Annotated in this window: 19 protein-coding genes and 1 tRNA gene; 4 read left to right on the forward strand and 16 right to left on the reverse strand. The window is 58.0% G+C overall.

The genetic code is table 11. The features are described 5' to 3' along the window. Positions 1–63: 63 nt before the first annotated feature. Positions 64–585, reverse strand: a complete 522-nt coding sequence (gene ssb, locus GBCGDNIH1_RS18630) for a single-stranded DNA-binding protein (protein WP_011631927.1) — start codon at positions 583–585, stop codon at positions 64–66. A gap of 167 nt (positions 586–752) precedes the next feature. On the opposite strand from ssb, the gene uvrA reads away from it, so the two are divergent. Continuing rightward, complete coding sequence (gene uvrA / locus GBCGDNIH1_RS18635; RefSeq protein ID WP_025318974.1) at positions 753–3,623, forward strand: excinuclease ABC subunit UvrA; 2,871 nt, start codon at positions 753–755, stop codon at positions 3,621–3,623. Between the two features lie 319 nt (positions 3,624–3,942). Then, positions 3,943–4,149, forward strand: a complete 207-nt coding sequence (locus GBCGDNIH1_RS18640) for a hypothetical protein (protein WP_011631930.1) — start codon at positions 3,943–3,945, stop codon at positions 4,147–4,149. 81 nt (positions 4,150–4,230) lie between these two features. Here GBCGDNIH1_RS18640 and GBCGDNIH1_RS18645 read toward each other — a convergent pair whose 3' ends face one another. The 9 genes from GBCGDNIH1_RS18645 to ykgO all read right to left on the reverse strand — a co-directional run bounded on the left by GBCGDNIH1_RS18645 (position 4,231) and on the right by ykgO (position 15,330). After that, complete coding sequence (locus GBCGDNIH1_RS18645) at positions 4,231–5,619, reverse strand: sigma-54-dependent transcriptional regulator (RefSeq protein ID WP_011631931.1); 1,389 nt, start codon at positions 5,617–5,619, stop codon at positions 4,231–4,233. A gap of 47 nt (positions 5,620–5,666) precedes the next feature. Continuing rightward, positions 5,667–7,997: a sensor histidine kinase NtrY-like gene (locus GBCGDNIH1_RS18650; protein WP_011631932.1), complete on the reverse strand. Its 2,331-nt coding sequence runs from the start codon at positions 7,995–7,997 to the stop codon at positions 5,667–5,669. Between the two features lie 49 nt (positions 7,998–8,046). Continuing rightward, the gene (gene ntrC, locus GBCGDNIH1_RS18655) at positions 8,047–9,537 is read right to left on the reverse strand and encodes a nitrogen regulation protein NR(I) (RefSeq protein ID WP_025286641.1); all 1,491 of its coding nucleotides are present in this window, start codon (positions 9,535–9,537) and stop codon (positions 8,047–8,049) included. A gap of 66 nt (positions 9,538–9,603) precedes the next feature. Then, complete coding sequence (locus GBCGDNIH1_RS18660) at positions 9,604–10,782, reverse strand: two-component system sensor histidine kinase NtrB (RefSeq protein ID WP_011631934.1); 1,179 nt, start codon at positions 10,780–10,782, stop codon at positions 9,604–9,606. Further along, positions 10,782–11,834, reverse strand: coding sequence for a tRNA dihydrouridine synthase DusB (dusB, locus tag GBCGDNIH1_RS18665; protein WP_043453912.1), 1,053 nt, complete (start codon positions 11,832–11,834; stop codon positions 10,782–10,784). The genes GBCGDNIH1_RS18660 and dusB overlap by 1 nt, the downstream gene beginning before the upstream one ends. 160 nt (positions 11,835–11,994) lie before the next feature. Beyond that, a complete protein-coding gene (locus tag GBCGDNIH1_RS18670; protein ID WP_011631936.1) occupies positions 11,995–13,188 on the reverse strand; it encodes an FAD-binding protein in 1,194 nt (397 codons plus the stop codon). Beyond that, positions 13,185–14,642: an FAD-linked oxidase C-terminal domain-containing protein gene (locus GBCGDNIH1_RS18675; protein ID WP_011631937.1), complete on the reverse strand. Its 1,458-nt coding sequence runs from the start codon at positions 14,640–14,642 to the stop codon at positions 13,185–13,187. Before GBCGDNIH1_RS18675 ends, GBCGDNIH1_RS18670 begins: the two co-directional genes overlap by 4 nt. A gap of 43 nt (positions 14,643–14,685) precedes the next feature. Continuing rightward, on the reverse strand, positions 14,686–15,081 hold the full coding sequence (locus GBCGDNIH1_RS18680; RefSeq protein ID WP_011631938.1) for a VOC family protein: 396 nt from the start codon (positions 15,079–15,081) through the stop codon (positions 14,686–14,688). Between the two features lie 123 nt (positions 15,082–15,204). Further along, on the reverse strand, positions 15,205–15,330 hold the full coding sequence (ykgO, locus tag GBCGDNIH1_RS18685) for a type B 50S ribosomal protein L36 (RefSeq protein ID WP_025286647.1): 126 nt from the start codon (positions 15,328–15,330) through the stop codon (positions 15,205–15,207). Between the two features lie 141 nt (positions 15,331–15,471). Here ykgO and GBCGDNIH1_RS18690 point away from each other — a divergent pair, with 141 nt between their 5' ends. Then, entirely contained in the window at positions 15,472–15,894 is a 423-nt protein-coding gene (locus tag GBCGDNIH1_RS18690; protein WP_157692810.1) for a hypothetical protein, read from the forward strand. Here the strand turns inward: GBCGDNIH1_RS18690 and GBCGDNIH1_RS18695 are convergent. Continuing rightward, positions 15,866–16,297 (reverse strand): DUF983 domain-containing protein, encoded by a 432-nt coding sequence (locus tag GBCGDNIH1_RS18695; RefSeq protein ID WP_011631940.1) that lies wholly within the window; start codon positions 16,295–16,297, stop codon positions 15,866–15,868. The genes GBCGDNIH1_RS18690 and GBCGDNIH1_RS18695 overlap by 29 nt on opposite strands. 229 nt (positions 16,298–16,526) lie before the next feature. On the opposite strand from GBCGDNIH1_RS18695, the gene GBCGDNIH1_RS18700 reads away from it, so the two are divergent. Further along, positions 16,527–16,619 (forward strand) — tRNA-Ser (locus GBCGDNIH1_RS18700). A gap of 79 nt (positions 16,620–16,698) precedes the next feature. Here GBCGDNIH1_RS18700 and GBCGDNIH1_RS18705 read toward each other — a convergent pair. The 5 genes from GBCGDNIH1_RS18705 to glmU all read right to left on the reverse strand — a co-directional run bounded on the left by GBCGDNIH1_RS18705 (position 16,699) and on the right by glmU (position 23,672). Further along, positions 16,699–17,700, reverse strand: a complete 1,002-nt coding sequence (locus GBCGDNIH1_RS18705; protein ID WP_025286650.1) for a glycosyltransferase — start codon at positions 17,698–17,700, stop codon at positions 16,699–16,701. Positions 17,701–17,730: 30 nt separating this feature from the next. Beyond that, positions 17,731–20,004, reverse strand: a complete 2,274-nt coding sequence (locus tag GBCGDNIH1_RS18710) for a mechanosensitive ion channel domain-containing protein (RefSeq protein ID WP_025318967.1) — start codon at positions 20,002–20,004, stop codon at positions 17,731–17,733. Beyond that, positions 19,986–20,417 carry a DUF3617 domain-containing protein gene (locus GBCGDNIH1_RS18715; RefSeq protein ID WP_011631944.1) on the reverse strand — a complete coding sequence of 144 codons (432 nt, stop codon included), beginning with the start codon at positions 20,415–20,417 and terminating at the stop codon, positions 19,986–19,988. The genes GBCGDNIH1_RS18710 and GBCGDNIH1_RS18715 overlap by 19 nt, the downstream gene beginning before the upstream one ends. A 76-nt stretch (positions 20,418–20,493) precedes the next feature. Further along, positions 20,494–22,317: a glutamine--fructose-6-phosphate transaminase (isomerizing) gene (glmS, locus tag GBCGDNIH1_RS18720; RefSeq protein ID WP_011631945.1), complete on the reverse strand. Its 1,824-nt coding sequence runs from the start codon at positions 22,315–22,317 to the stop codon at positions 20,494–20,496. Next, entirely contained in the window at positions 22,317–23,672 is a 1,356-nt protein-coding gene (gene glmU, locus GBCGDNIH1_RS18725) for a bifunctional UDP-N-acetylglucosamine diphosphorylase/glucosamine-1-phosphate N-acetyltransferase GlmU (RefSeq protein ID WP_011631946.1), read from the reverse strand. Before glmU ends, glmS begins: the two co-directional genes overlap by 1 nt. Positions 23,673–23,743: the final 71 nt, after the last annotated feature.

Consider the following 23,743-nt stretch of genomic DNA (forward strand, 5'->3'; position numbering starts at 1 on the left):
GCATCGGCAGACCTGAATGATGAAGGGGCGCAGCAAGGGCCCCTGCGTGGTGATATAATCTGATCAGAACGGAATTTCGTCGTCCAGATCGCCACCATGAGAAGGTTCCCATCCACTGCCACCGGATGCAGGGCGGCTGCTGCCACCACCAAATCCGCTGCCACCGCCGGATGGCGCACGCTGGGCGGGAGCGGACCGATAGCCACCGCCTTCACCAGCCCCTTCCCCGCCCGAACGGCTGTCCAGCATGGTGATTTCACCACGGAAGCGGCTGATCACGACCTCAGTGGTGTATTTTTCCTGTCCGGCCTGGTCGGTCCATTTTCTGGTCTGAAGCGCCCCTTCGACATAGACCTTGGTGCCCTTGCGCAGATAGCGTTCGGCGATATCCGCCAACCGGTCATTAAAGACCACCACACGATGCCATTCGGTGCGTTCTTTCCGCTCACCGGAAGCACGATCATTCCACGTTTCGCTGGTCGCGAGCGTAAAATTCACCACCTTGCCGCCATCCTGGGTATTGCGAACTTCGGGGTCGCGCCCGAGATTACCGATCAGAATGACCTTATTGACACTGCCAGCCATATATTTGTCCGCTTTTTTGCTCAGGCCGGACAGGCAAAAGGGCGTCCGGCAAGTGGATAACCTCTATAGCATGAGTGATTTACTGTTGCTATCCATGCGGAACTTTTCCAGAACATTTTCCTTGTCGTTGCTGTTTCTGCCCCCTCCTCTCGTGTCGGATTGATCGTATGGCCGGTTCCATTCGTGTGCGCGGTGCCCGCGAGCACAACCTGAAAAACGTCGATATTGATATTCCACGGGATAGCCTGACGGTTATCACCGGACTGTCCGGCTCCGGCAAATCATCACTGGCCTTCGATACGATCTATGCCGAAGGGCAGCGGCGTTACGTCGAAAGCCTGTCCGCCTATGCAAGACAGTTTCTGGAACTGGCGGGCAAGCCGGATGTGGACAGTATCGAGGGCCTTTCCCCCGCTATCTCGATCGAGCAGAAGACCACCAGCCGCAATCCCCGCTCTACGGTCGGTACGGTAACGGAAATCCACGATTATATGCGTCTTCTCTGGGCGCGCGCAGGCGTTCCCTACTCTCCCGCGACCGGGCTGCCGATCGAGGCCCAGACCATCAGCCAGATGGTGGACCGGGTGCTGGACATGCCATCGGGCACGAGGTTGTTGCTGCTGGCGCCGGTGGTGCGCGACCGCAAGGGAGAATACCGCAAGGAACTCGCCGAGTTGCAGCGGCGTGGCTTTACCCGCGTCAAGGTGGACGGGGAATTATACGATATTGGCGATGTCCCTGCCCTGAACCGAAAGCTCAAGCATACGCTGGAAGCAGTGGTGGATCGCGTAGTGGTCAAGGCGGGACTGCAGCAGCGGCTGGCCGACAGTTTCGAAACCGCGTTGGGGCTGTCTGACGGAATCGTCTACGCCGAAGATGCGACCAGCGGAGAACGCACGGTCTTTTCCTCCCGCTTTGCCTGCCCGGTCAGTGGCTTTACCATTGAGGAGATCGAGCCACGCCTGTTCAGCTTCAACTCCCCACACGGTGCCTGCCCGGCCTGTGACGGGCTGGGGGTCGAGAATTTCTTCGATCCCGATCTGGTCGTGCCGAATGAACGACTCAGCCTCAAGGAGGGTGCCATTGCGGCATGGTCCGGTGCGGCCAGCCCTTACTACGATCAAACGCTGATGGCTCTGGCTGCGCATTATCGCGTCGATCCACGTACCGCGTGGGAGGAACTGCCAGATATATGTCGCAACGGCATTCTATTCGGCACCGAAGAGGATGTTTCCATCACCTATAAGGACGGGGTGCGCAGCTATACGGTCAAACGGCCATTCGAAGGCGTCATCCGCAATCTGGAACGCCGTCTGCGCGAGACCGACAGCGTATGGGTGCGGGAGGAACTGTCGCGTTATCAGGCCGAAAAACCTTGCCATGTCTGTGATGGTGCCCGGCTCAAGCCGGAAGCTCTGGCCGTCAAGATCAATAGCAAGGACATTGCAGCGGCCTCGGATTTGTCGATCCGCGATGCGCTGCCCTGGTTCCAATCCGTGCTGGCCAGTCTGACCCCGCAACGAGCCGAGATCGCCCGCCGCATTCTGCGTGAAATCGAGGATCGGCTTCAGTTTCTGCTGGATGTCGGCCTAGATTATCTGACCCTTGCACGATCCTCCGCCACCCTGTCCGGGGGGGAGAGCCAACGCATCCGGCTGGCAAGCCAGATCGGCTCTGGCCTGACAGGGGTGCTCTATGTGCTCGACGAACCGTCCATCGGGTTGCACCAGCGTGATAATGACCGGCTGCTCGGCACGCTCCGGCGACTGAAATCACTCGGCAACACTGTGCTGGTGGTCGAGCATGACGAAGATGCGATACGCGCTGCCGACCATCTGATTGATATGGGGCCGGGCGCGGGCGTCAATGGGGGGCATGTGATCGCCTGCGGCACCCCGCAGGAGGTCGCGAAACATCCCGATAGTCTGACAGGCGCCTATCTGTCAGGCCGTGCCGCGATCGCCGTTCCCCAGCAGCGCCGTCCAATTCAGAAGAAACGAACACTGACCCTGGTGGGAGCAAAGGGCAATAACCTCAAAAATGTCACGGCGCATTTTCCATTGGGAACTTTTACCTGCGTCACCGGCGTATCCGGTGGCGGGAAATCGACGTTGGTGGTTGATACGCTCTACAAGCTGACCGCAAGGCGGTTGATGGGGGCGGCTCAGGTGCCTGCACCGTATGAGCGGATTGAAGGACTGGAACTGCTCGACAAGATCATCGACATTGACCAGTCCCCGATCGGACGCACGCCGCGTTCCAACCCGGCCACCTATACTGATCTGTTTGCCCCGATCCGGGAATGGTTCGCCGAACTGCCGGAAAGCCGGGCACGAGGCTACAAGGCGGGCCGATTCAGCTTCAATGTCAAAGGCGGTCGCTGTGAAGCCTGTCAGGGCGACGGGGTGCTGAAAATCGAGATGCACTTCCTGCCGGATATGTTCGTCACCTGCGATACCTGTAAAGGCAAACGGTACAACCGCGAAACGCTGGAAGTGAAATTCCGCGATAAATCCATTGCCGACGTGCTGGATATGTCGGTCGATGAGGCCGTGCCCTATTTCAGTGCCGCAAACCGTATCCATGACCGGTTGAAAATCCTGCAACAGGTCGGGTTGGGATATGTAAAGCTGGGTCAGCAGGCCACCACGCTTTCTGGCGGCGAGGCACAGCGTGTGAAATTGTCCAAGGAACTCGCCCGCCGTGCGACCGGGCGGACGCTGTATATCCTCGACGAACCCACCACCGGCCTGCATTTCGAGGATGTCCGCAAGCTGCTGGATGTGCTGCACACGCTGGTTGATCAGGGCAATACCGTCATCGTGATCGAACACAATCTGGAAGTCATCAAGACAGCGGACTGGATTCTGGATCTCGGTCCGGAAGGCGGGGATGGCGGCGGACGAATTGTGGCGGAAGGCACGCCTGAACAGATTGCGGCTTCTCCCGAAAGCCATACCGGGCGTTTTCTGGCTCCGCTTCTTGCTAAACCAACCGCGTCCCCACGCCGGATCAACCGCAAGCGGGCCGCTGAATAATACTTTAAATTTTTGTATTAAGTAAAATTTATCAAAGAACGTTTTTTATTTGTTGATTAATGAGTCGGATCGTGGTTTATTCACGATGCCGCTCGGGAAGATCGTCAGCCGGGCTGCCGGAGATGATGATGCATGTTTTGCTGGCCCTTCCCGGGTATTCGTTCCTTCCTCAAACTGCCTGCGGTCCCGGCCGCAGGCCATTTTCTTCCTGTGCGTTTCGAATGTGCTGTTGTGACCGCTGAGCAGCCGGTTCCTGCAAAAGCCAATCTTTGAGACATTATGGAAGAAAAACGGGTTTCCCCCCCGTGAGGAGAAAACGATGCTGCAATCTCATGTGATTGAGGTCGATGGTGCTTTTCTGGGCGCGGCGGTCCGCAATGAAAGCGGTTTCCGTTTCGTTGCCATCGATCTGCGCGTTGAGCAACTGGATGGCAGCGTATGGCCGACTTTGGCCGATGCGAAGCGTCTGGCAAGCCAGCTTTACCGTCATGGACGCCTGCTGAACGCTCCTGCCGTCAGACAATAACCAAGGCTTTTACCATTGACGTCGGTATTAACCGGCTACGGAAAATTCCGTAGCCGGTTTTGCTATGCCCGGTCCTGGCTTTCAGCCGGGGATGCGATCATCGCTGTTGACGCCAAGCTGTTTCAGCTTGCGATGGAGTGCGCTGCGCTCCATGCCGACAAATCCGGCCGTGCGGCTGATATTGCCGCCGAACCGCAGAAGCTGGGCCTGTAGATACTGGGTTTCGAACAGATCACGGGCCTCTCTCAGCGGCAGGGCCATGACATCCGCGCCGCTATCAACATGCAGCAACGCAGGTGCATTTGAGCTGATCTCAGGTGGCAGCATATCCGCCCTTATCGGATCGCTGGCTGACCCGGGTGCCATGATGACCAGCCAGTCCATGACATTGCGCAGCTGGCGGACATTGCCCGGCCAGTCATAAGCCTGCAACGCAGTGAGTGTGTCGGTGGACAGATCGCGCAGCGGCATGCCGGACGAGGATGCGGAACGCGCCAGAAAATGCCGGGCCAGAGCAGGAATATCCTCCCGCCGCTCCTTTAGCGGGGGAACCCGCAAAGGTACGACCGCAAGCCGATAATAGAAATCCTCCCGGAACCGCCCCAGTGCAATCTCGGCCTGCAAATCGCGATTAGTGGTGGCGATCACGCGCACATCCACCTTCACCCGGGCGGAGCCGCCCAGACGCTCGAATGTCTGATCCTGAAGTGCGCGGACAATCTTGCCCTGCGTTTCCAGGGGCATGTCGCTGACTTCATCCAGCAGCAGCGTCCCGCCATGAGCACGTTCCAGCACACCGGCGCGTCTCGGTGTCTCTGCGTTCGCTTCAACCCCAAACAGTTCCTCCTCAAAACGAGCGGGATTCAGGGTGGCGCAATTCAGTGCGACAAATGGCCCCTCCGAACGTCGGGAACGGCTGTGCAACAGGCGGGCAACGATTTCCTTACCGCTGCCAGCGGGACCGGTGATCAATACGCGAGAGCCGGTCGGAGCGACTTTTTCAACGCTGTTGCGAATGCCATTGATGACGTTGCTGTCACCGATCAGATCGCTTTCAGGCCCGGCACGGAGCCGTAGCTCCGCATTTTCCCGTGCCAGACGGGCCGCATTCAGTGCATGGCGCACGACCAGCAGCAAACGGTCTGAATTGAAGGGCTTTTCTATAAAATCGTACGCTCCGGCATGGATCGCATTGACAGCGGTTTCGATATTACCGTGCCCCGAGATCATGACGACTGGTACATGCGGTTCTTCCGCATGCAGCACCTGAAGAATGCCCAGCCCGTCCAAACGTGATCCTTGCAGCCAGACATCCAGCAGCACCATGGATGGACGACGGGCACGGAAAGCCGCGATAGCGGAGTCGGAATCGGCTGCCTGACGGGTTTCATATCCTTCATCACGCAGAATGCCGTCGATCAGCAGACGGATATCCGGTTCGTCATCAACGATCAGGATTTCGTGCACCATGCTAACCTTTCATTCTCTCCGTCTTCAGAGCCTTGCGGACTCCAGCTTTATACAGCCGTGATTCCATCAGGATTTGAAGCATTGTTCTGCAATGGAAGGAACAGTGACGCCACTGTTCCATGTCCATCCTCATTGTCTGCCAGCACAACCCGGCCACCATGGTCTTCCATGATTTTTTTGACGATAGCGAGACCAAGTCCGGTCCCTTTGGGTTTATGCGTGACGTATGGCTCTGTCAGACGTGCCCTGTCGACATCAGGCAGTCCGACACCGTTATCAATGACGGAGAGCCGTATTTCTTCGCCCTCGATTGCCACACGAAGCACAATACAGCCATCCTGCTGGTGGGGCGTTTCCAGAGCATTGGCCCCAACGCTGCCGCCATTGCCGAAACGGGCGACAACCGCATCAGCAGCGTTCTGAAGCAGATTCGTCAGTGCCTGCCCCAGCAGCCGGCGGTCACACAGGGCTGAAGGCCCCCGTTCCGGGATATCAGTCGTCCATCCGAGTTCAGGACGGGCGCTGCGTTGCAAAATCAACGCATCACGGGCAACGCGGCCGACATCCTCCAGCTTGATCACCGGCTGCGGCATACGGGCAAAAGCGGAAAATTCGTCCACCATGCGGCCTATGTCACCTACATGACGGACAATCGTATCAACACATTGTGTGAACGTCTCGGGATCAGAGCTGATCTCTCTGGCAAAGCGACGTTTCAACCGTTCCGCCGCCAGCTGAATGGGCGTCAGGGGATTTTTGATCTCATGCGCAATCCGGCGTGCTACATCTGCCCATGCGGCTTTCCGTTGGGCGGATTGAAGCTCGGTGATGTCATCGAAGGTAACAACAAAGCCAGGTGCATCCACGGGAGACGCTTCTCCGCTCCTATTATCTGAAATGTGCCGCTCTGCACCGATCCGCGCCAACAGAGTTCTGCGTCCGCTGGAACGGGTCAGATGAATTTCCGCCACCTGAGCACGGTCCGGCTGCTGACGGGCTGCCTCGATCAAAGGAGAAAATTCCTGTGCAATCTCGGCAAGCTCTGAGCCGACTGCGGACATAAGATCCTGACCAAGCAATTCTCCGGCCGCCCGGTTGGGCAGTTCTATCAGACCTGACGCATTCAATCCCACCACGCCGGCGGAAACACCTGACAACACGGCCTCGGTAAATCGGCGTCTCTCGTCGATCTGGGCGTAGGCGTTGAACAGCTCCGCCCGCTGGGAGGAAAGCTGGCCGGTCATCCGGTTAAAGGCCCGGCTCAATCCGGCAATTTCATCGCCCGTAGCGGCTTCGGGGACACGTACTGACAGATCACCGGCCCTGACCCGCTCTGCCGCAAGAATCAGGCGTCCAATCGGGCGGGCAATCTGGTTGGCGAGAACCAGACCGATCAGCACAGCCGCAGACAGGACCAGCAGCGCAACCAGTGCAAAAATCAGCACGAAGGTAATCTGTAGGCCGGATCGATTCTGATCCAGCCTTTCATATTCGGCCACTGCTTCTTCCACATGATGCATGTGATCGAGAATGGCGGGATCCACCGGACGACCGATCACAAGCATCAGAGGCGGTGTTGAATTGAGCTGCACGACCGCCCGCACGGCTGTTCCGTTTTCCGCGCTCAACACGGCCACATCCCCGGTACGGGCCATGTCAATGGCCCAGCTGGGGGGAATCTCCGTCGCCAGACCGGCGACCAGACCGGCAGAGGCAATGACCTGCTTTGTCACCGGTTCGAACACGACGGCTTCAGTCAGGCCGCGGAGCACAGTCTGCTGATCCAACGTACGGAAAAACGCATTGGGATCGGTCACCGAGATTTTGCCGGCCTGAGAAAGATCATTGGCCATGCCGGAGGCATCACCACGGATATTATTGCGGTGTTCGTCAAGATAACCCCTTGCCGTCTCCAGACTTTCTTCCAGCGCGGTGCGGACACGATCGTTGAACCAGGACTGAATGCCGAAATTGAAAAACGAAGTGGCAAATCCGGCCACCAGAATACTGGGCACCACGGCGACAACGCTGAAGAGCAGTACCAATCTTACATGCAACCGCGATCCGGCCGATCCACGCCGCCGTTCCGTCCAGACACGGGTCAGACGCCCGGCCAGCACCGCACCAAGCAGCAGCAGCACGATCACATTGGCCAGCACCAGACCGAAGACGAGATTGGGGCGCCCGCTCAATGGAATGCCGCCTGCCAGAACTGCAAACGTACCAATGCCAAGGGCCAGTGCGCTGATAGCCAGCACAAGCGTCACCAAACGGCCCAGCATCACATTGGAGAGGCGGCGCAGCATGTTGCCAAGGCGGCGTGTCGAGCGGGCGGGCGGATTTGTTGCGCGACCGGAACTTGAAGATGTATGGATCATGGCCGCGCTCCGTGATGGAGAGCCTTGCTGGTGATATGCCGGGCCGGTTTCAGGCGATCCCCCTGACCACGGGAATATCCAGATCGCGGATTTTCTTCCGCAGTGTATTGCGATTCAACCCCAGCATCGCCGCAGCCTTGATCTGGTTTCCACGTGTTGCCGCCAGCGTCATCTGAATCAGTGGACGCTCCACCTCTGCCAGAACACGATCATAAATATCTGACGGGGCAAGCCCATCATGATGGGCTGCGAGGAAAGTCCTGATATGACGCTCGACAGCCTGTGACAACGGCTCGTGGGAGGCATTGCCGCCGGAGCGGTCCTCTCCTGCCGAACCGGCTTCAACGCCGTGCCAACCACTGTCATTCTGTGTGATATCGTGCAATTCCGCATCAACCACGCTGGCCGAGATCACTTCCTGCGGACACAGAGCCGCCAGACGGCGCATCAGGTTTTCCAGTTCACGCACATTGCCTGGCCAGCGATGGGCGCGCAGGGCCTCGATCGCACCCTGATCGAGGCTTTTTGCGGGAAGGCCGGATTCGCGTGCACGATCCAGAAAATGACGGGCCAGCAGGGCAATATCCTCGACTCTCTCCCGCAGCGCAGGCAAACGGATGGGCACGACGTTCAGACGATAAAACAGATCCTCGCGGAACAGGCCCTGACGGATCGCCTGCCGTAAATCTCTGTGCGTGGCTGCGACAATCCGTACATTGGCCCGGATAGGTTGCCGACCACCGACAGCTGTGAACTCGCCTTCCTGCAACACGCGCAGCAAACGTGTCTGCGCTTCCGGTGGCATGTCACCGATTTCATCAAGAAACAACGTGCCGCCATTCGCCTGCTCGAACCGACCCTGACCACGCCCGACCGCACCGGTAAAGGCGCCACGTTCATGACCAAATAATTCACTTTCGATCAGCTCACGCGGAATGGCCGCCATGTTGATGGCCACGAAAGGACCATTACGGCGCTTGCCATAATCATGCAGCGCACGTGCCACCAGCTCCTTGCCAGTGCCGCTTTCACCATTGATCATCACGGTGAGATCAGCCGTCGTCAGGCGTGCAATGGTGCGGTATATTTCCTGCATTGCCGGAGAGCGTCCGATCAGCGGCAGTCGCTCATCCTGATCGGCCGGCTCTCTGACGGGTACTTCCGGTTGTGGAGGCGTTGCTTCCAGCGCACGTCCTACCACTGACAGCAATTCTTTCAGATCAAACGGTTTCGGCAGATATTCAAACGCCCCTTGCTGGGTGGCCTTCACCGCTGTGCTGAGTGTGGATTGTGCGCTCATCACCACGACACGAAGATCAGGACGGATCCGTTTAATCCGCGGGATCAGATCAAGCCCGTTCTCATCCGGCATTACCACATCGGTGATGACCAGATCACCCTCCCCATCTTCCACCCAGCGCCACAGCGTAGATGCGGTGGAAGTGCTGCGCACCTGATAGCCGGAGCGCCCCAGCGCCTGAGTCAGCACCGTGCGGATCGAGCGATCATCATCTGCAATCAGGATTGTGGGAGTAGACATCAGGATGCTTTCCACGCACGGGTCAAAGCGAAAGACAGTTCAGCAACAGCAGAGCCGTAAAGCCAGTCAGTCGCCATGGTATGATTCCTCGACCAGCATCGGCATATGCAGGCTGAATTCGGTACGACCTGGCCTGCTATCGACTTCGATCAAACCGCCGTGATCGCCGATCACCTTTGCAACAAGGGCCAGTCCGAGGCCACTCCCTGTCACCTTGGATGTCACAAAAGGATCGAACAGATGATGGGTCATATCTTCCGTGATCCCCGGTCCATTATCGCGGACAGAAATAATCAGTGGCAGATGGGTTTTTCTGGTCGATCCCGGCACGGCCATACGGACTCCATGGCGATAGGAGGTGGAGAGAACGATTTCTCCGCTGGACATGCCGCTATCGTTGATGGCCTCGGACGCGTTCTTCACCAGATTGAGCAAAACCTGAATCAGCTGATCCCGATTGCCGAAAACCGGTGGCAGCGATGGATCATAGTGCTCCACGAAACGAATGCCGGAGGCGAAGCCGGTCTGTGCCAGACGGCGCACATGCTCCAGTACGCGATGGATGTTCACGGCTCCGCGCTGGATGGGTTTTTCGCCAAATGCCTCCATCCGGTCGACCAGAGCGCGGATACGATCCGCTTCTTCCCTGATCAGTACAGTCAGTTCCTTGTCGGCTTCCGTCACGGATGATTCCAGAAGCTGTGCGGCCCCACGAATACCGGATAACGGGTTTTTGACCTCATGCGCCAGAATGGCGGCCATGCCGGTCACACTGCGGGCCGCATTGCGGAAGGCAAGCTGGCGGTCCAGATGACGGGCTGCCGAGGAATCCTGCATGGTCAGCATGATGCAGCCGGGATATTCAGCCAACGGTGTTCCCTGCACCGCAATGCCTTCCCGCTGAAAGCGCGGACCTTCCAGAGACATATCGTGATCGGCAAACGTGGCCCCCACACGCCGCACCTGATCAATCAGGACAAAAACCGGGCTGTCTTGTGCCACCACATCTGCAAGGGTCAGGTTCAGCAATTGATGCACGGACAGGCCCAGAAACTGCTCCGCTGCATGATTGGCGTAGATAATCCGATTTGTATTTGTCAGAATCAGCAACGGCATCGGCAGAATGCCCGGCAGCGAGGCCGGATCAATCATCGGAACAGGGTCCTGACCCGTTTCAGAGGCAACCCTTGCCGTCAGGCGATTATCAACGGCTTTATCATTTCTCTGCTCAATGCCTGCCATCATTACTCAGCCGCTTCACGATGAGCAGGTGATACGGCTTCTGCCTCGATCAGTGGATCGAAAAACGTGTCGATCAGGGCCAGAACCTGTGATGGATCAGCCAGGCGATTGACCGTAGCACGAAAAGCCGCCGATCCATGCAGGCCGGTCGTGTACCATGACACATGCTTGCGTGCCAGCCGCATACCGGCATCTGTACCGAAGCAACGCAACATCGCATCATAATGATTCAGCAGAATCTGCTTGCGCTCGCTCAACGGGGGTTCAGGTATATGAACTCCATCCCGCAGATAGGCCGCCACCTGACGGGGAAACCAGGGTCGGCCATAGCAGCCACGCCCGACCATCACTCCGTCGGCGCCCGATATGGCCCGTGCCTCGGCTGCCTGCTCAACCGTCTGGATATCTCCGTTAACGATCACCGGAAGAGAGGTCGCCTGCTTCACCCGCGCCACAAAGGCCCAGTCAGCCTTACCCTCATAAAACTGCTGGCGGGTGCGCCCATGCACGGTGATCATCCGGATCCCCGATGCCTCGGCAATTTTCGCCAGTGCAGGCGCATTCAGGCTCTGGTGATCCCAGCCCATCCGCATTTTCAGCGTGACCGGAACAGAGACAGCCTTCACGGTCGCTTCAAGGATTTTCGCAGCCGTGACCTCATCACGCATCAACGCGGAACCAGCGGATTGTCCGACCGCCACTTTCTTGACCGGGCAGCCGAAATTGATATCGATCAGCTCCGCCCCTTTATCGATGGCGATCCTTGCGGCTTCTGCCATCGCCTCCGGATCGCATCCGGCCAGCTGCAAGGCGTTCGGGCTGCCCGGCGAAGGCGGACCAGCAGGCTCCGCCATACGCAACGTGGTTTTGTTCTCCCGCACCATGGCCCAGGAGGCGATCATTTCGGACACCACCATCCCGGTTCCCATCTCCCGCGCCAGCATGCGGAAAGGCAGATCGGTTACGCCTGACATCGGTGCCAGAATGACGGGGGTTTCGATCGTCACGCCCCCACCGAGCGCAATAGCAGGGAGTGCCCCGCCATGCCCGCTCATATGGCTTTCGCTGCCGTTCCCGGTCTCCGGAAGCGAGGAGTTAACGTCTATATTGCCCATGATTTGGGCAAAATAACCTTCATGCCACCGTATTGCAATCCGTCTTGCCGCAATAGAAAGCCTGACACGCTTCCCTTTTTACAATCTGGGCAGGAATAGATCAGGAGACCACCCGCATCCGACCGGGATTGAACAGAGCATGAGGATCGAACGCTTCCCGCACCCCTGCACCGAGACGTGCCAGAGCAGCCGATTCCGGCGGGATAACGTCAACCGCCTGCCGCATGGCATCCGGAGCGCGCATCAAGGTCCAGCTCCCTTTAACCGAGGCCACAGCTCGCGTCAGGGCATGATGTGTTTCCGTATTGGCCGGAGCCGATACCCAGACCAGACCTCCACCCCAATCCATCTGCACCGCTCCCCCGCTCTGCTGTGCCGTGCTGACGATAGCCGGCCCGACGGAAGGGGCCACGCTGACCCGCCAGATGGCATCCGTGGGAGCATGGGTCAGAAAGCGGACATCCCGCACATCGCGCCACAAAGTCACACTCTCCTTATGGCCGAGCAGATGGCCACCCAGCATCGCCTGTAACTTTTCCAGCCGATAATGGGCGCTGGGGGCGAAAGCCTCGATCCGCAACAGGGCTGCCGGGCCGCAGGCAGCATCCAGATGCGCTACCCAGGCCGCCCCGGTGACACCGAAAGGTGAGCCTAGCCCGGCCGACAACAGACGCACCGCCTGTTCGGGTGAAGGACAGGGCAGAACCAGTGTCCCCACCGTTTCGTCAGCCGGTAGAACCTTCAGGGTAATCTCGGTCAGTATCGCCAACGTGCCGAAACTGCCGGTCAACAGTTTGCTGAAATCAAGCCCGGTGACATTTTTCAGCACGCGCCCACCGGAGTGGATCAGCTCCCCGCGCCCGTTCACGGCCCGCACCCCCAGAACATGATCCCGGAAGGAGCCATATTGAATGCGTCTCGGCCCTGCCAGATTGGTGGCAACCAGACCACCCAAAGTCTGAGGGAGGGTCTGCGCCTCCCCGCTACACAGCATATGTCGCAGATCAGGCGGTTCGGCGATCAGAATCTGACGATGTTCTGCCAGCGCCGCTTCCAATACATCAATCGGTGTACCGGGCCGTGCGGAAATGATCATCTCATTCGGGGAATACAGCGTGATCCCTGCCAGATGACGGGTGGACAGGACACGATCAGCCCGGACCGGACGCAGCATGGCGGCTTTGGTCGCATTGCCTTCGATACAGAGCGTTTCCCGTCTGGCAACAGCAGCCTGAACGGTATCGACAACGCCTTGCTCACTGTCAGGAGCATCCTGCGTATGAAAACCGCTCATGCTGCTTCCACAGCCTTGGCACCCGGCTTCATGGCAGGCAGCAAAGGAAACACCTTGGCCGGATTCAGCAACCAATCCGGATCGAACACTGATTTGACCATACGCTGCTGGGTCAGTTCGATCTCGTTGAACTGCACCGGCATCAGATCACGCTTTTCGACCCCGACCCCGTGTTCTCCGGTCAGGCAGCCACCGACCTCGACACAGAGACAGAGAATATCCGCCCCCAGCGCCTCCGCTTTTCTGACGCTTTCCGGATCGTTCGCATCATACAGGATCAGAGGATGCAGATTGCCGTCTCCGGCATGGAAAATATTGGCGACCCCCAGACCATAGGATTCGCTCATCTCACGGATACGTTGCAGGGTGTAGGGAAGCTGACTGGTCGGAATTGTTCCATCCATGCACAAATAATCCGGGCTGATGCGTCCGATGGCTCCGAACGCGCCTTTCCGCCCCTTCCAGATCGCCACGCTTTCTTCCATCGAGGCCGAAACGCGCAGGCTGACCGGATCAAAGCGCTGACAGATCTGTTCGATCATGCCCAGCAGGTGATCCTGTTCCTGCAGCGCGCCCTCGACCTCGATGATCAGCAAGGCCTCTGCATTCAAAGGGTAGCCGGCTTTCGCGAAAGCTTCCGCGGCATGGATCGCTGGCCGGTCCATGAATTCAAGGGCCACCGGAATAATGCCCGAGCTGATGATGGCATCGACGCATTGCCCTGCAACCTCATTGGAGGCAAACGCCGCCAACATGGCCCGCGCGCCTTCCGGGCTATGGAGAATCCGCACCGTGACTTCGGTAACGATCACCAGTTGGCCCTCACTGCCGGTCAGAAGCCCCAGCCAGTCATAGCCAGCCGCATCCGGGTAATTACCGCCAATCTCTATAATGTCCCCATTGATGGTCACAGCGCGGAGCCCGAGCAGGTTATTGGCTGTCACCCCGTATTTCAGGCAATGTGCTCCGCCTGAGTTCATATTCACATTGCCGCCGATCATGCAGGCCAACTGGCTCGACGGATCGGGAGCGTAGAAAAAACCTGCCCCCTGCACGGCCTGCGTGATGGCGATATTGGTGACACCCGCCTGTACCACCGCATACCGATCCTCATAGTTGATCTCGACAATACGGTTCATCCGCATCATCCCGATCACAACCGAGTCACTGAGGGGCAACGCACCTCCCGCCAGACTTGTCCCGGCGCCACGAGGGATCACCCGAACGCCATGCTGGTGGCAGAAAGCCAGGACAGATGCTACTTCCTCAGTCGTTCCGGGCAGGACCACAACCATCGGAGCCTGACGGTATGCGGTCAGGGCATCGGTCTCATACGGCTTCAGACGCAACGGATCAGCGATCACCGCATCATCAGGCAGCAAGTGTCTCAGACCGGCCACGATGATATCGCGCTTCGCCAGAACATCCGCTTTCGGTTCGGGTAATTCGATCATCGTACCCCCTTATCCTGCCGCCGCTTGCTTCAACGGGAGACAGTTACTGGAACCGTCCGCCCCGCTCCAGAACCTCGATCAGATACCCGTCAGGGTCTTTGATAAAAAAGAACTTCCCGACCAGACGATCATGAAGACGAAGCTCCTTGACCTGCAAAGGCTCAAGACCTGCCTTGCTCATCCGCTCGTACTCGGCCTGCACATCAGGAACGGAAACAGCCAGATGTCCATAGCCATTGCCGAGATCATAGGCTTCTTCACGCCCATGATTAACGGTGAGCTCAAGTTCAAAGCCGCTTTCCGGATTGCTCAGATAGATCAGGGTAAAGCTGTCGAAACCCAGCCTGTCGACGACTTCCAGTCCGAAAGCGGTGCGATAGAATGCCAGCGAGCGCTCTTCATTCAGAACCCGGATCATGGAATGGATCATTTTGGCCATGAGTGCCTCCGCGCTTGATAGATCATAGTGGAAAAGCCGGAGATAAGGTGATTTCTCACCCTATGCTCCGGCTTTCCAGATAGTCGATATTCACGTCGACGCCATCAGAAGCGCCGCCCGTAATCAGCCCTGACGGGCCTTCATACGGGGGTTCTTCTTGTTGATGACGTAAACCCGACCGTGGCGGCGCACGACGCGGCAATTCTTGTCGCGCACCTTGGCCGACTTCAGGCTGTTACGAATCTTCATGATCCAAGCTTTCGGGTCATCTAACAATATGGAGGCCGCTGGGTAAGGCCCCGACATGGTTCTGTCAAGAACAAAGCAGGATTCGCCGAGATATTTTGGCGGTTGACGCAATCACGCCCTGCCCTGATACGCCTTTATATCATGGCACATCGTATCGACAGCACCCAATCCGCCTTTTTGATCGCCTGCTTCGCCGTCACCGGCCTGACCGGACTGATGGCCACTTATGCCCTTCCTGTCCCTTTTGAGGCGGCGGTGGAGAAGGAAACAGTGCTGGAGCATGCCGCAGCCGGGCTGACCTCTGACAATCAGGCGCTGACAGAGCAGATCCTGCACGATTCCACTCTTCGCTCCATACTGGGTAAAAAGGCGGATAGCATCATGAGCGCGCCTCCCCAGCACGCCGCAAAGGCCCTGCTGCAGGAACGGGATGCGATACGCAGCCACGCGCTGGGTGAAACGCAGGCAGTCGCACGGCGGATGCGGCTGCTGGTTATTGTCGCCACAGCCGCCGCCGCCTTATTCGGGATTATCCTCAGTGGCCTGAGGAGCCGACAGGACTGACGATTCTTGCGGCATCCGGTGCTTTTTCGGAATCGCTGCGGGTAAGGGCTTCCCGCCGCATTCCAAGCGCATGGCACAGCCCGATGGTACCACCTTTGACAATGGGCAGCAGCGCCAGCGTCATAATGACCATCACCGGCAGCCAGATTGCAAACTGTACCCACATAGCGGGCTCATAACGGTAGTCAGACCAGATGAATGCCGGAATGACGATATGGCCGACGATAAACAGGGTTATATAGGGGGGCAGGTCATCGGCGGGATAGGCTCCATTCTCGGTGCCGCAAACGCTGCAACGCGGCTCAATGGCCAGATAGCCTTTGCGTAAATGTGTTTCGCCGCAGCCGGGACATTTATTGCGCATCCCCCGCCACACCGCCTGCAGCATATACGAGCTGCTCATGAAGCCCTCTCCTCGATTCTGTTCTCACAGCACTAGGGCGGCCTGAGCGATCATTCAAGCATAACACAAGGGTTGGAACAGAATTGCCTGTATGATGCCAGCCTCAAGGGACATGAAAAGATCATTTTTCACCCTCAGGACCAGTTGCACAATTGACGCCCCCTCTCCCACGCTCTAGAAGCACCCCAGCAAACGCCGTGTGCCGGAGAAAATCCAGCAGACGCCCGGCGGAGGGGTGGCCGAGAGGCTGAAGGCGGCGGTTTGCTAAACCGTTATAGGATGTCAAGTCCTATCGTGGGTTCGAATCCCATCCCCTCCGCCATTCTTCCTTCCATACCCATTTGATCCAGTTCAGGGTCCATGTCGCATGCGCAGGCTCTCCAAGCGCATTCCGGCTATTCTCATGTGCCATCCTGATGCAGAAGCTCCGGCAACATCTGCGCCACGAGCGCACTGTAAAGCTGGGTTTGCTGATTGGCCTGAATGTACTGGGGATCTATTTTTTCCACATAGGATTTGGTCCGCACTGATGCATACCAATGAACAACGATGGTTTGCGGCATCAGTGCCTTCCTGAAGGCATCCGGCGCATGGCGGCAGAGCCGAAACCAGTGTTCGGAGATTTCCGGGGCAAGAGGATAAAAATATTCCGGATCATGGACGACAAGATCCGGAATAAGCCCTTGGCCGATCAGCTCCTGCAATAAATCAGGCCCCAACGCATTGGGCTTTACCTGTTTGTCAGCAGACATTGCGACCATATGCCGCAAATAAATCTCAAACAAAGGCGCTTTCGGCGCGCCACCCATGATGGCACCGTTGATGCCTCGGAAATAGGCCTTCTCAACATAACGGTAAAATCGCCAACCTTCAGGTAGCACTCTCATGGCTTTGCGCATTACGTCCAAAGCCAGCGCCCACCCCCATACAAATGGGGATCGGGACGATTTGACCCAATAAGGCCAGACGATCCTTTCAACGCCAATGAACTGCTGTAATTGAAACAGTGATGAAAATGGCGCGATTGTTACGGTATCGACATCTAAATAGATGCCACCATCACGATATAAAATCGCCGCCCGTAATATGTCCGACAAAATAGCAGGACTGGAAACACGGCTATATATAACCCACAATTTATCATCCAGGCCCAACTCCGCACCGACTGACTGCAATAAAGCCTGCGGGTCGATCCGGGATACGCGGATGGATGACACGGCCCGCAATGCGTCAAGCACCTGACTGCTTTCCAGCTCATCAGTGTGGTGCAGGATGACTTCATCCGCCTCACCGTGAGCGGCAGCGGACAGCAGAGCAATGCCATAAGCCCATGGCAACCTTGATCCTATCCAGCAGAAATGGAGCGATTTGGGCGTAGACATGGCAGAGCCGGAAACATCCATTCCCTGCATTCCTGAATGGTTCACGTGTTTTTATGCAGGCTGATGGCCGGTTCCTGGCTGAACTTCATCCAGAAACAACCGCATACCGGGAACGGCGATTTCAATTCCGTGCTCTTCCAGTACGTTCTTGACGATCTCATTATAGGCTCGGCCAATGATCCACTGCTCGCCGGGCAGCGTCTTGATGCGGGCGCGGATGCTGATGATCGCCGGAGAAAGGTCGATCACACCCTGCATATCGAGTGTTCCAATGATGGAACCGGCATGTTCAGTCTGCATCAACCGGTCAAATGCCTCGAACATGGCCGCCTTGGTATCCGGGATGCTGGCGCGGTGACCAACGCGCACCACGGCCGCATGCATGGAGAAGATACGATTGTGATTTGAAACACGATCAACCGATGAAAACGGAATCAGATGGTAAATACCGTCCACGCTGCGAATAGCGACCGATCGGATCGTCAATTTTTCAACCGTACCCTGGATACCCGCGGCTTCTACCACATCGCCCTCGTTCATGGCATTTTCGAACTGGATGAACATGCCGTTGATGATGTCCTGCACCAGCTTCTGGGAGCCAAAACCGATAGCCAGGCCGAATACCCCCGCACCAGCCAGCAAGGGTGCAGTATTGACGCCCAGCTGTGACAGGATCGCCAGCACGACGATAACCGCCATGGTGATGGAAAACGCGTTCCTGAACAGAGAGAGCAGGGTTCGCTCGCGGGAGGAAATGCCGTGCTCCTCCCCCTGCAACAGCCGTTTCTCGATCCAGGAGATCACAAGCAGATAAATCGCTGCGCTGCATCCCAGAACGATCAGCACCGATATCCCGGCCGACAGCGTAAATTTTCCGGCGTCGGTCTGCAACCAGCCGACGACATCGACCACCGCCCAGACCTGCAATAGCCCCAGCACGGTCACCACGAACACCGTGAGTCGCAAAATGCGACGCAGCGGATTGATCAGTCTTCGCAGCCAGATATTCAATAACGGGATCGCGCGTTTCAGCCGGTCTGCAACAGGGACGTCGTTGTGTAACAGGGCCAGCCTGCTCAAGGCGAAGCCGCCCACCAGCAGAATGACAACGGAATATATCGAGGCCCGCAGCACGAAAGGCAGCAGCCACGGCATGCTCAGCCAGCATATGAACAGCGCCGTCAACCACAGCGTCACAACCGCATGCCAGATTGCCGCAATAACGGCACCGAGCTTGGCAAAGATATCAGATGCACTCTCCAGAGAGCCATGATTGGTCAGTCTGGTCAGGGCAATACGGCCCTCCCGGCGCTGTATTATGCAGAACCAGATGGCTACGATCAGCGCGGACAGAACCGTCAGCGTTTCCAGCGCCCGACCGCCATCAATGGAGACCGTTTCCATCAGGGGAATGACCATCAGGAAACTGTAACCAAACACCGACGCCGACCATGCCAGCCAGCTGTACCAGAGTCTGGCCCTGTGATTGGCTTCAGAAAGCGTGCCCATTTTCAGGAAGCGTAAATGCGGCAGCCGCGGTGTAAAAATTGCCCGTAAAGCCACCCTGAAGGATTCAACCAGCAGAAAGGAGCGCAGGAACATCTCCTGTCCGGCAGTGACGTTAGCCCCGTCTTCAATCAGCAGCGCCAGTTCCTCTCCGGCCAGCCACGCGATGACCACAGTTCCGACATCAAGCAGCACAATCGTCAGCAGTCGCAGTACTTTGCCTGCAAAACTGCCCGGCCGATGCAGCCAGACAGGCGTTGAGAGACGTGCGGCTATCCATCGGACTGCATAGAACGCCGCGAATGTCCCGGCTGCAACCCCTGCCATGTTGCGGAAGATCATCAGCACATGCCAGCTGAACAACCGGGATGTACCGTGCAACACCTCCAGCAGCTCTCTGAACGCCATCTGCCATACCGACAGAAATGAGCGCAGGTGCTGAAACAGCAGAGCGGAAAAATTAGCCAGATGAACCGCTACCGGCTCCGGAGGTGAGACATCCGCTTTTTCATCTGCTGTCGCCGTTTTTTTCAAACGTTCAATCAGGCGTGCCCGTGCTTTGTCATCCTCAAGAATTTTCACCAACCCATCAATATCAGGGTCCGCGTTCCCGGATGTGTCAGAAGAGGATGCAGAGGGAAAATTCAGCCCCGGAATGATGCCCGGGCGGGACGAAGGGGCGGCTGCCAGACCGGGTTGAACACAATGCAGCCCAACACCTGCCAGAAGCATCAACAGTCCCAGCCGCTTCATCACCTTCACCCCCCTGCCCGGCTTCATAATGCCGGAGAATGGCATGATCAGGGCGTTTTCGGGCACTCACCAGTCCGGCGACCGTCAATCGTGATATGAGCCAGCGGTTTGCCATCCTGTGTATTGTCGATCACACCGGTCAAATGCGTGGCGCTGTCAAACATGAACTTTCCGCTGCTGGCGATTTTCTTGTCGTTCTTGCATTCCACCGTCCAGGACAGGGTGGTGCCGTCCCAGTGATGCGTATTGTCACATTGCGGCATGGATTTGCTGAAGTTGAAACCGGCTTCAGGGTTTTTCGCCTCTTCCGGGGTGATGCACTGGGTCTTCTGACGCTTGACCGTTTTTTCATCCTTCTGGGCGGTGATATCAATCGTCCACAGCCCCGACTGAATCTCGGTTGCCCGCGCCAGACCTGGCAGGCCAATGCAGACAGAAAGAATGAAAGCAGCAGTTCCGTTGAGCAGGGCCTTGTTCATGAGCAGTATTCCTCGAAAATTATATTGGTTTTGAGCGAAAGCGGCCTTGGTTCCAGAATTAGGCGGCGTGGTCCAGTTACTCGACAGTGACACTTTTAGCGAGGTTACGAGGCTGGTCGACATCGGTACCCTTCATGACCGCGACGTGATAGGCCAGAAGCTGAACAGGAATGGCGTAAAGCAGCGGGGCCACAAACGGGTCAATGTCGGGAAGGATGACCGTCTCAGCTGCGATCCCCTTCAATCGCTCTGCCCCGCGTTCATCGCTGAACACCATGATCTGGCCGCCTCTCGCTGCGGCTTCCTGAAGATTGGAGGCCGTTTTATCAAAAAGCGGCCCGCTGGGGGTAATGGCGATGATCGGCACGCTATGGTCGATCAGGGCGATGGGACCATGCTTCATCTCGCCTGCCGCATAGGCTTCGGCATGGATATAGCTGATTTCCTTCAGCTTTAACGCGCCCTCATGGGCGATGGGATAACAGTTTCCCCGGCCCAGATACAGCACATCGCGCGCTTCTGCGACCCGGACCGCCACGCGCTTGATGGCATCATGCCGTTCCAGAACCTCGGCAGCTGCACCGGGCACTTCCAGCAGAGCGGCGGTCAGGCGCGCTTCCTCGGCATGATCCAGCAGGCCGCGATGACGCCCGGCGGCAATGGCCAGGCAGGCCAGCACGGATAATTGGGCTGTGAAAGCCTTGGTGCTGGCAACGCCGATCTCCGGCCCGGCAATGGTTTGCAGGACAGAGTCACTTTCGCGGGCAATGGTGCTCTCGGCGACGTTGACGATGGACAGAAGGGTCTGCCCACCTGCTTTCAGACAACGCAAGGCCGCCAGAGTATCGGCCGTTTCGCCGGACTGGCTGACCAGCAGGCCCAGTCCACATTCCGGCAAAGGCGGCTCGCGATACCGGAACTCGCTGGCAACATCGGTATCGACGGGCAGACGGGCCAATGCCTCGAACCAGCGCGCACCCACAAGACCGGCATAATAGGCTGAGCCACAGGCCGTCATGGTAATGCGTGATATATCCGACCAGTCGAAAGGCAATTCCGGCAGCGCCACCTGACGGGTCGCCGGATTGACCATCTGATGCAGGGTATCACCGATCACCGCCGGGTGTTCATGGAGTTCCTTCTCCATGAAATGCCTGTATTCCCCCTTGCCGATCGCGGCACCACTATAGGCGGTGAGCTTGACCTCCCGCACGGCTTCTGTGCCATCCTCCGTAAAGAAACGGGCACCTTCCCGTGTCACCAGCACGTAATCGCCATCCTTCAGATAGGCGATCCGCCGGGTCAGCGGTGCCAGAGCCAGAGCATCAGAGCCAAGAAACATTTCCTGATCGCCATAGCCAACCGCCAGAGGTGCGCCCTGCTGTGCTCCGATGATCAGATCGGGGTGCCCGGCGAACAGCATGGCCAGCGCATAAGCGCCCTCCAGACGACTCAGGGCTGCCTGCGCCGCAGCAACCGGCCCCATGCCCTGCCGCAGATGCAGATCAACCAGTTGGGCAACGGTTTCCGTATCGGTTTCTGTTTGGAAAACCTGCCCCTCCGCCTCCAGCTCGGTCCTCAATTCGGCATGATTTTCAATGATCCCGTTATGGACGATGGCCACACGGGAGGTGCCATGCGGATGGGCATTGCTCTCGGTCGGTGCGCCATGCGTGGCCCAGCGCGTATGGCCAATGCCGGTCAGTCCCGGCAGAGGGCAACGATCCAACAAGGCCGCAAGGTTGGCGAGTTTTCCTTCTGCACGACGACGGTCGATGATCCCATCCACCAACGTGGCGACCCCGGCACTGTCGTAGCCGCGATATTCCAGCCGGCGAAGACCGTCCAACAGCAAAGGGGCGGCATCCCGCGCCCCGATGACACCCACAATGCCGCACATCAGACGCTGCCCTTCAGTTGACGGCGAATCTCCGCCGCACGCTCTGGCTTGTTTACCTGCCGCCCGCGGGCAAGTGCCAAGGCATCCGCTGGTACGTCATCGACAATAACGCTTCCAGCCCCCGTAATCGCCCCGCGTCCAATCCTCACCGGGGCAACCAGCGCCGTATCGGAGCCTATAAACGCATCGTCCCCGATCTCCGTGCGATGCTTGTGCACGCCGTCGTAATTACAGGTAATGGTGCCAGCACCGATATTGGCACGCGCACCGACCTCGACATCCCCTAGATAGGTCAGGTGATTTGCTTTCGCACCCTCACCCAGCGTCGCCTGTTTCAGTTCAACGAAATTCCCGACATGAGCACCTGCCCCCAGAACGCTGCCCGGTCGCAGACGTGCATAAGGGCCAATCAGCGTATGCCGGCCGACATGACATCCTTCCAGATGGCTGAAAGCACGGATTTCCGCCCCTTCCTCCACCGTGACGCCGGGGCCGAACACCACATGCGGGCCAACCAGCACATCAGGCGCGAGCAACGTATCAGCCGAAAGAAAAACCGTCTCCGGGGCCGTCATGGTAACGCCGTTTTCCAGAGCCTTGCGGCGCAATACGATCTGGACCGTTGCTTCAGCCTCGGCGAGTTCCACTTTGCTGTTGATTCCACGCAACTCTTCATAAGGGGCTTCCACAGCCGCAACATGCCCCCCGCCCGCAATGGCGAGCGGAATGATATCTCCCAGATAATACTCGCCCTTGCTGTTGGCGTTCTCTACACCGCCCAGCCAGGCCGCCATTGACGCGGCATCGGCACAGAACACACCCGCATTACAGAGCGTTACAGCCCTTTCCTGTTCATTGGCCTCCGCATATTCGACGATACGCGAAACATAGTCTCCGGTCTGGTACTTCTCCGTTATCACCCGGCCATAGCGTCCCGGCTCGGGCGGGCGCATGGCGAGCATGGCCAGCACCGCATCGCCCTGCCGGCGGCGCTGCACGAGGGTATGCAGGGTTGCGGTCGAGATCAGGGGGTTATCCCCATACAGGATTGCAACCTCTCCCTGCTGCACCAGGGCCATGGCCTGCAGGGCGGCATGCGCGGTGCCGAGCCTTTCCTGTTGCACCACGGTGGGATGGGGGGCAGCTTCCCGGGCCACACTGTCCATATCCGGGCCGATGACCACCACGATATGGCTGAACACCGGCTGGCAGGCTGCAATCAGATGCCGCAGCATGGAGCGCCCTGCAATCGGGTGCAGAACCTTGGGCCGGGTGGATTTCATTCTCGTGCCGAGCCCGGCCGCAAGAATCACGGCGGTGCCGGATGGCGGGGAGTAAGACGGGGTCTGATCCATGCGGAATCCGCTAGCGCTGCCAGCCGGTTCCTGTCAAAGCCTGAAAGATCACTTCAGATTACGGAATGCGA

Source organism: Granulibacter bethesdensis CGDNIH1, assembly GCF_000014285.2.
In the GTDB taxonomy this organism is placed as follows: Bacteria; Pseudomonadota; Alphaproteobacteria; order Acetobacterales; family Acetobacteraceae; genus Granulibacter; species Granulibacter bethesdensis.

Coding starts and splice junctions, on each gene's coding strand:
- ssb (WP_011631927.1), bottom strand. CDS start 585: ATGGCTGGCAGTGTCAATAAGGTCATTCTGATCGGTAATCTCGGGCGC.
- uvrA (WP_025318974.1), top strand. CDS start 753: ATGGCCGGTTCCATTCGTGTGCGCGGTGCCCGCGAGCACAACCTGAAA.
- GBCGDNIH1_RS18640 (WP_011631930.1), top strand. CDS start 3,943: ATGCTGCAATCTCATGTGATTGAGGTCGATGGTGCTTTTCTGGGCGCG.
- GBCGDNIH1_RS18645 (WP_011631931.1), bottom strand. CDS start 5,619: ATGGTGCACGAAATCCTGATCGTTGATGACGAACCGGATATCCGTCTG.
- GBCGDNIH1_RS18650 (WP_011631932.1), bottom strand. CDS start 7,997: ATGATCCATACATCTTCAAGTTCCGGTCGCGCAACAAATCCGCCCGCC.
- ntrC (WP_025286641.1), bottom strand. CDS start 9,537: ATGTCTACTCCCACAATCCTGATTGCAGATGATGATCGCTCGATCCGC.
- GBCGDNIH1_RS18660 (WP_011631934.1), bottom strand. CDS start 10,782: ATGATGGCAGGCATTGAGCAGAGAAATGATAAAGCCGTTGATAATCGC.
- dusB (WP_043453912.1), bottom strand. CDS start 11,834: ATGAGCGGGCATGGCGGGGCACTCCCTGCTATTGCGCTCGGTGGGGGC.
- GBCGDNIH1_RS18670 (WP_011631936.1), bottom strand. CDS start 13,188: ATGAGCGGTTTTCATACGCAGGATGCTCCTGACAGTGAGCAAGGCGTT.
- GBCGDNIH1_RS18675 (WP_011631937.1), bottom strand. CDS start 14,642: ATGATCGAATTACCCGAACCGAAAGCGGATGTTCTGGCGAAGCGCGAT.
- GBCGDNIH1_RS18680 (WP_011631938.1), bottom strand. CDS start 15,081: ATGGCCAAAATGATCCATTCCATGATCCGGGTTCTGAATGAAGAGCGC.
- ykgO (WP_025286647.1), bottom strand. CDS start 15,330: ATGAAGATTCGTAACAGCCTGAAGTCGGCCAAGGTGCGCGACAAGAAT.
- GBCGDNIH1_RS18690 (WP_157692810.1), top strand. CDS start 15,472: ATGGCACATCGTATCGACAGCACCCAATCCGCCTTTTTGATCGCCTGC.
- GBCGDNIH1_RS18695 (WP_011631940.1), bottom strand. CDS start 16,297: ATGAGCAGCTCGTATATGCTGCAGGCGGTGTGGCGGGGGATGCGCAAT.
- GBCGDNIH1_RS18705 (WP_025286650.1), bottom strand. CDS start 17,700: ATGGATGTTTCCGGCTCTGCCATGTCTACGCCCAAATCGCTCCATTTC.
- GBCGDNIH1_RS18715 (WP_011631944.1), bottom strand. CDS start 20,417: ATGAACAAGGCCCTGCTCAACGGAACTGCTGCTTTCATTCTTTCTGTC.
- glmS (WP_011631945.1), bottom strand. CDS start 22,317: ATGTGCGGCATTGTGGGTGTCATCGGGGCGCGGGATGCCGCCCCTTTG.
- glmU (WP_011631946.1), bottom strand. CDS start 23,672: ATGGATCAGACCCCGTCTTACTCCCCGCCATCCGGCACCGCCGTGATT.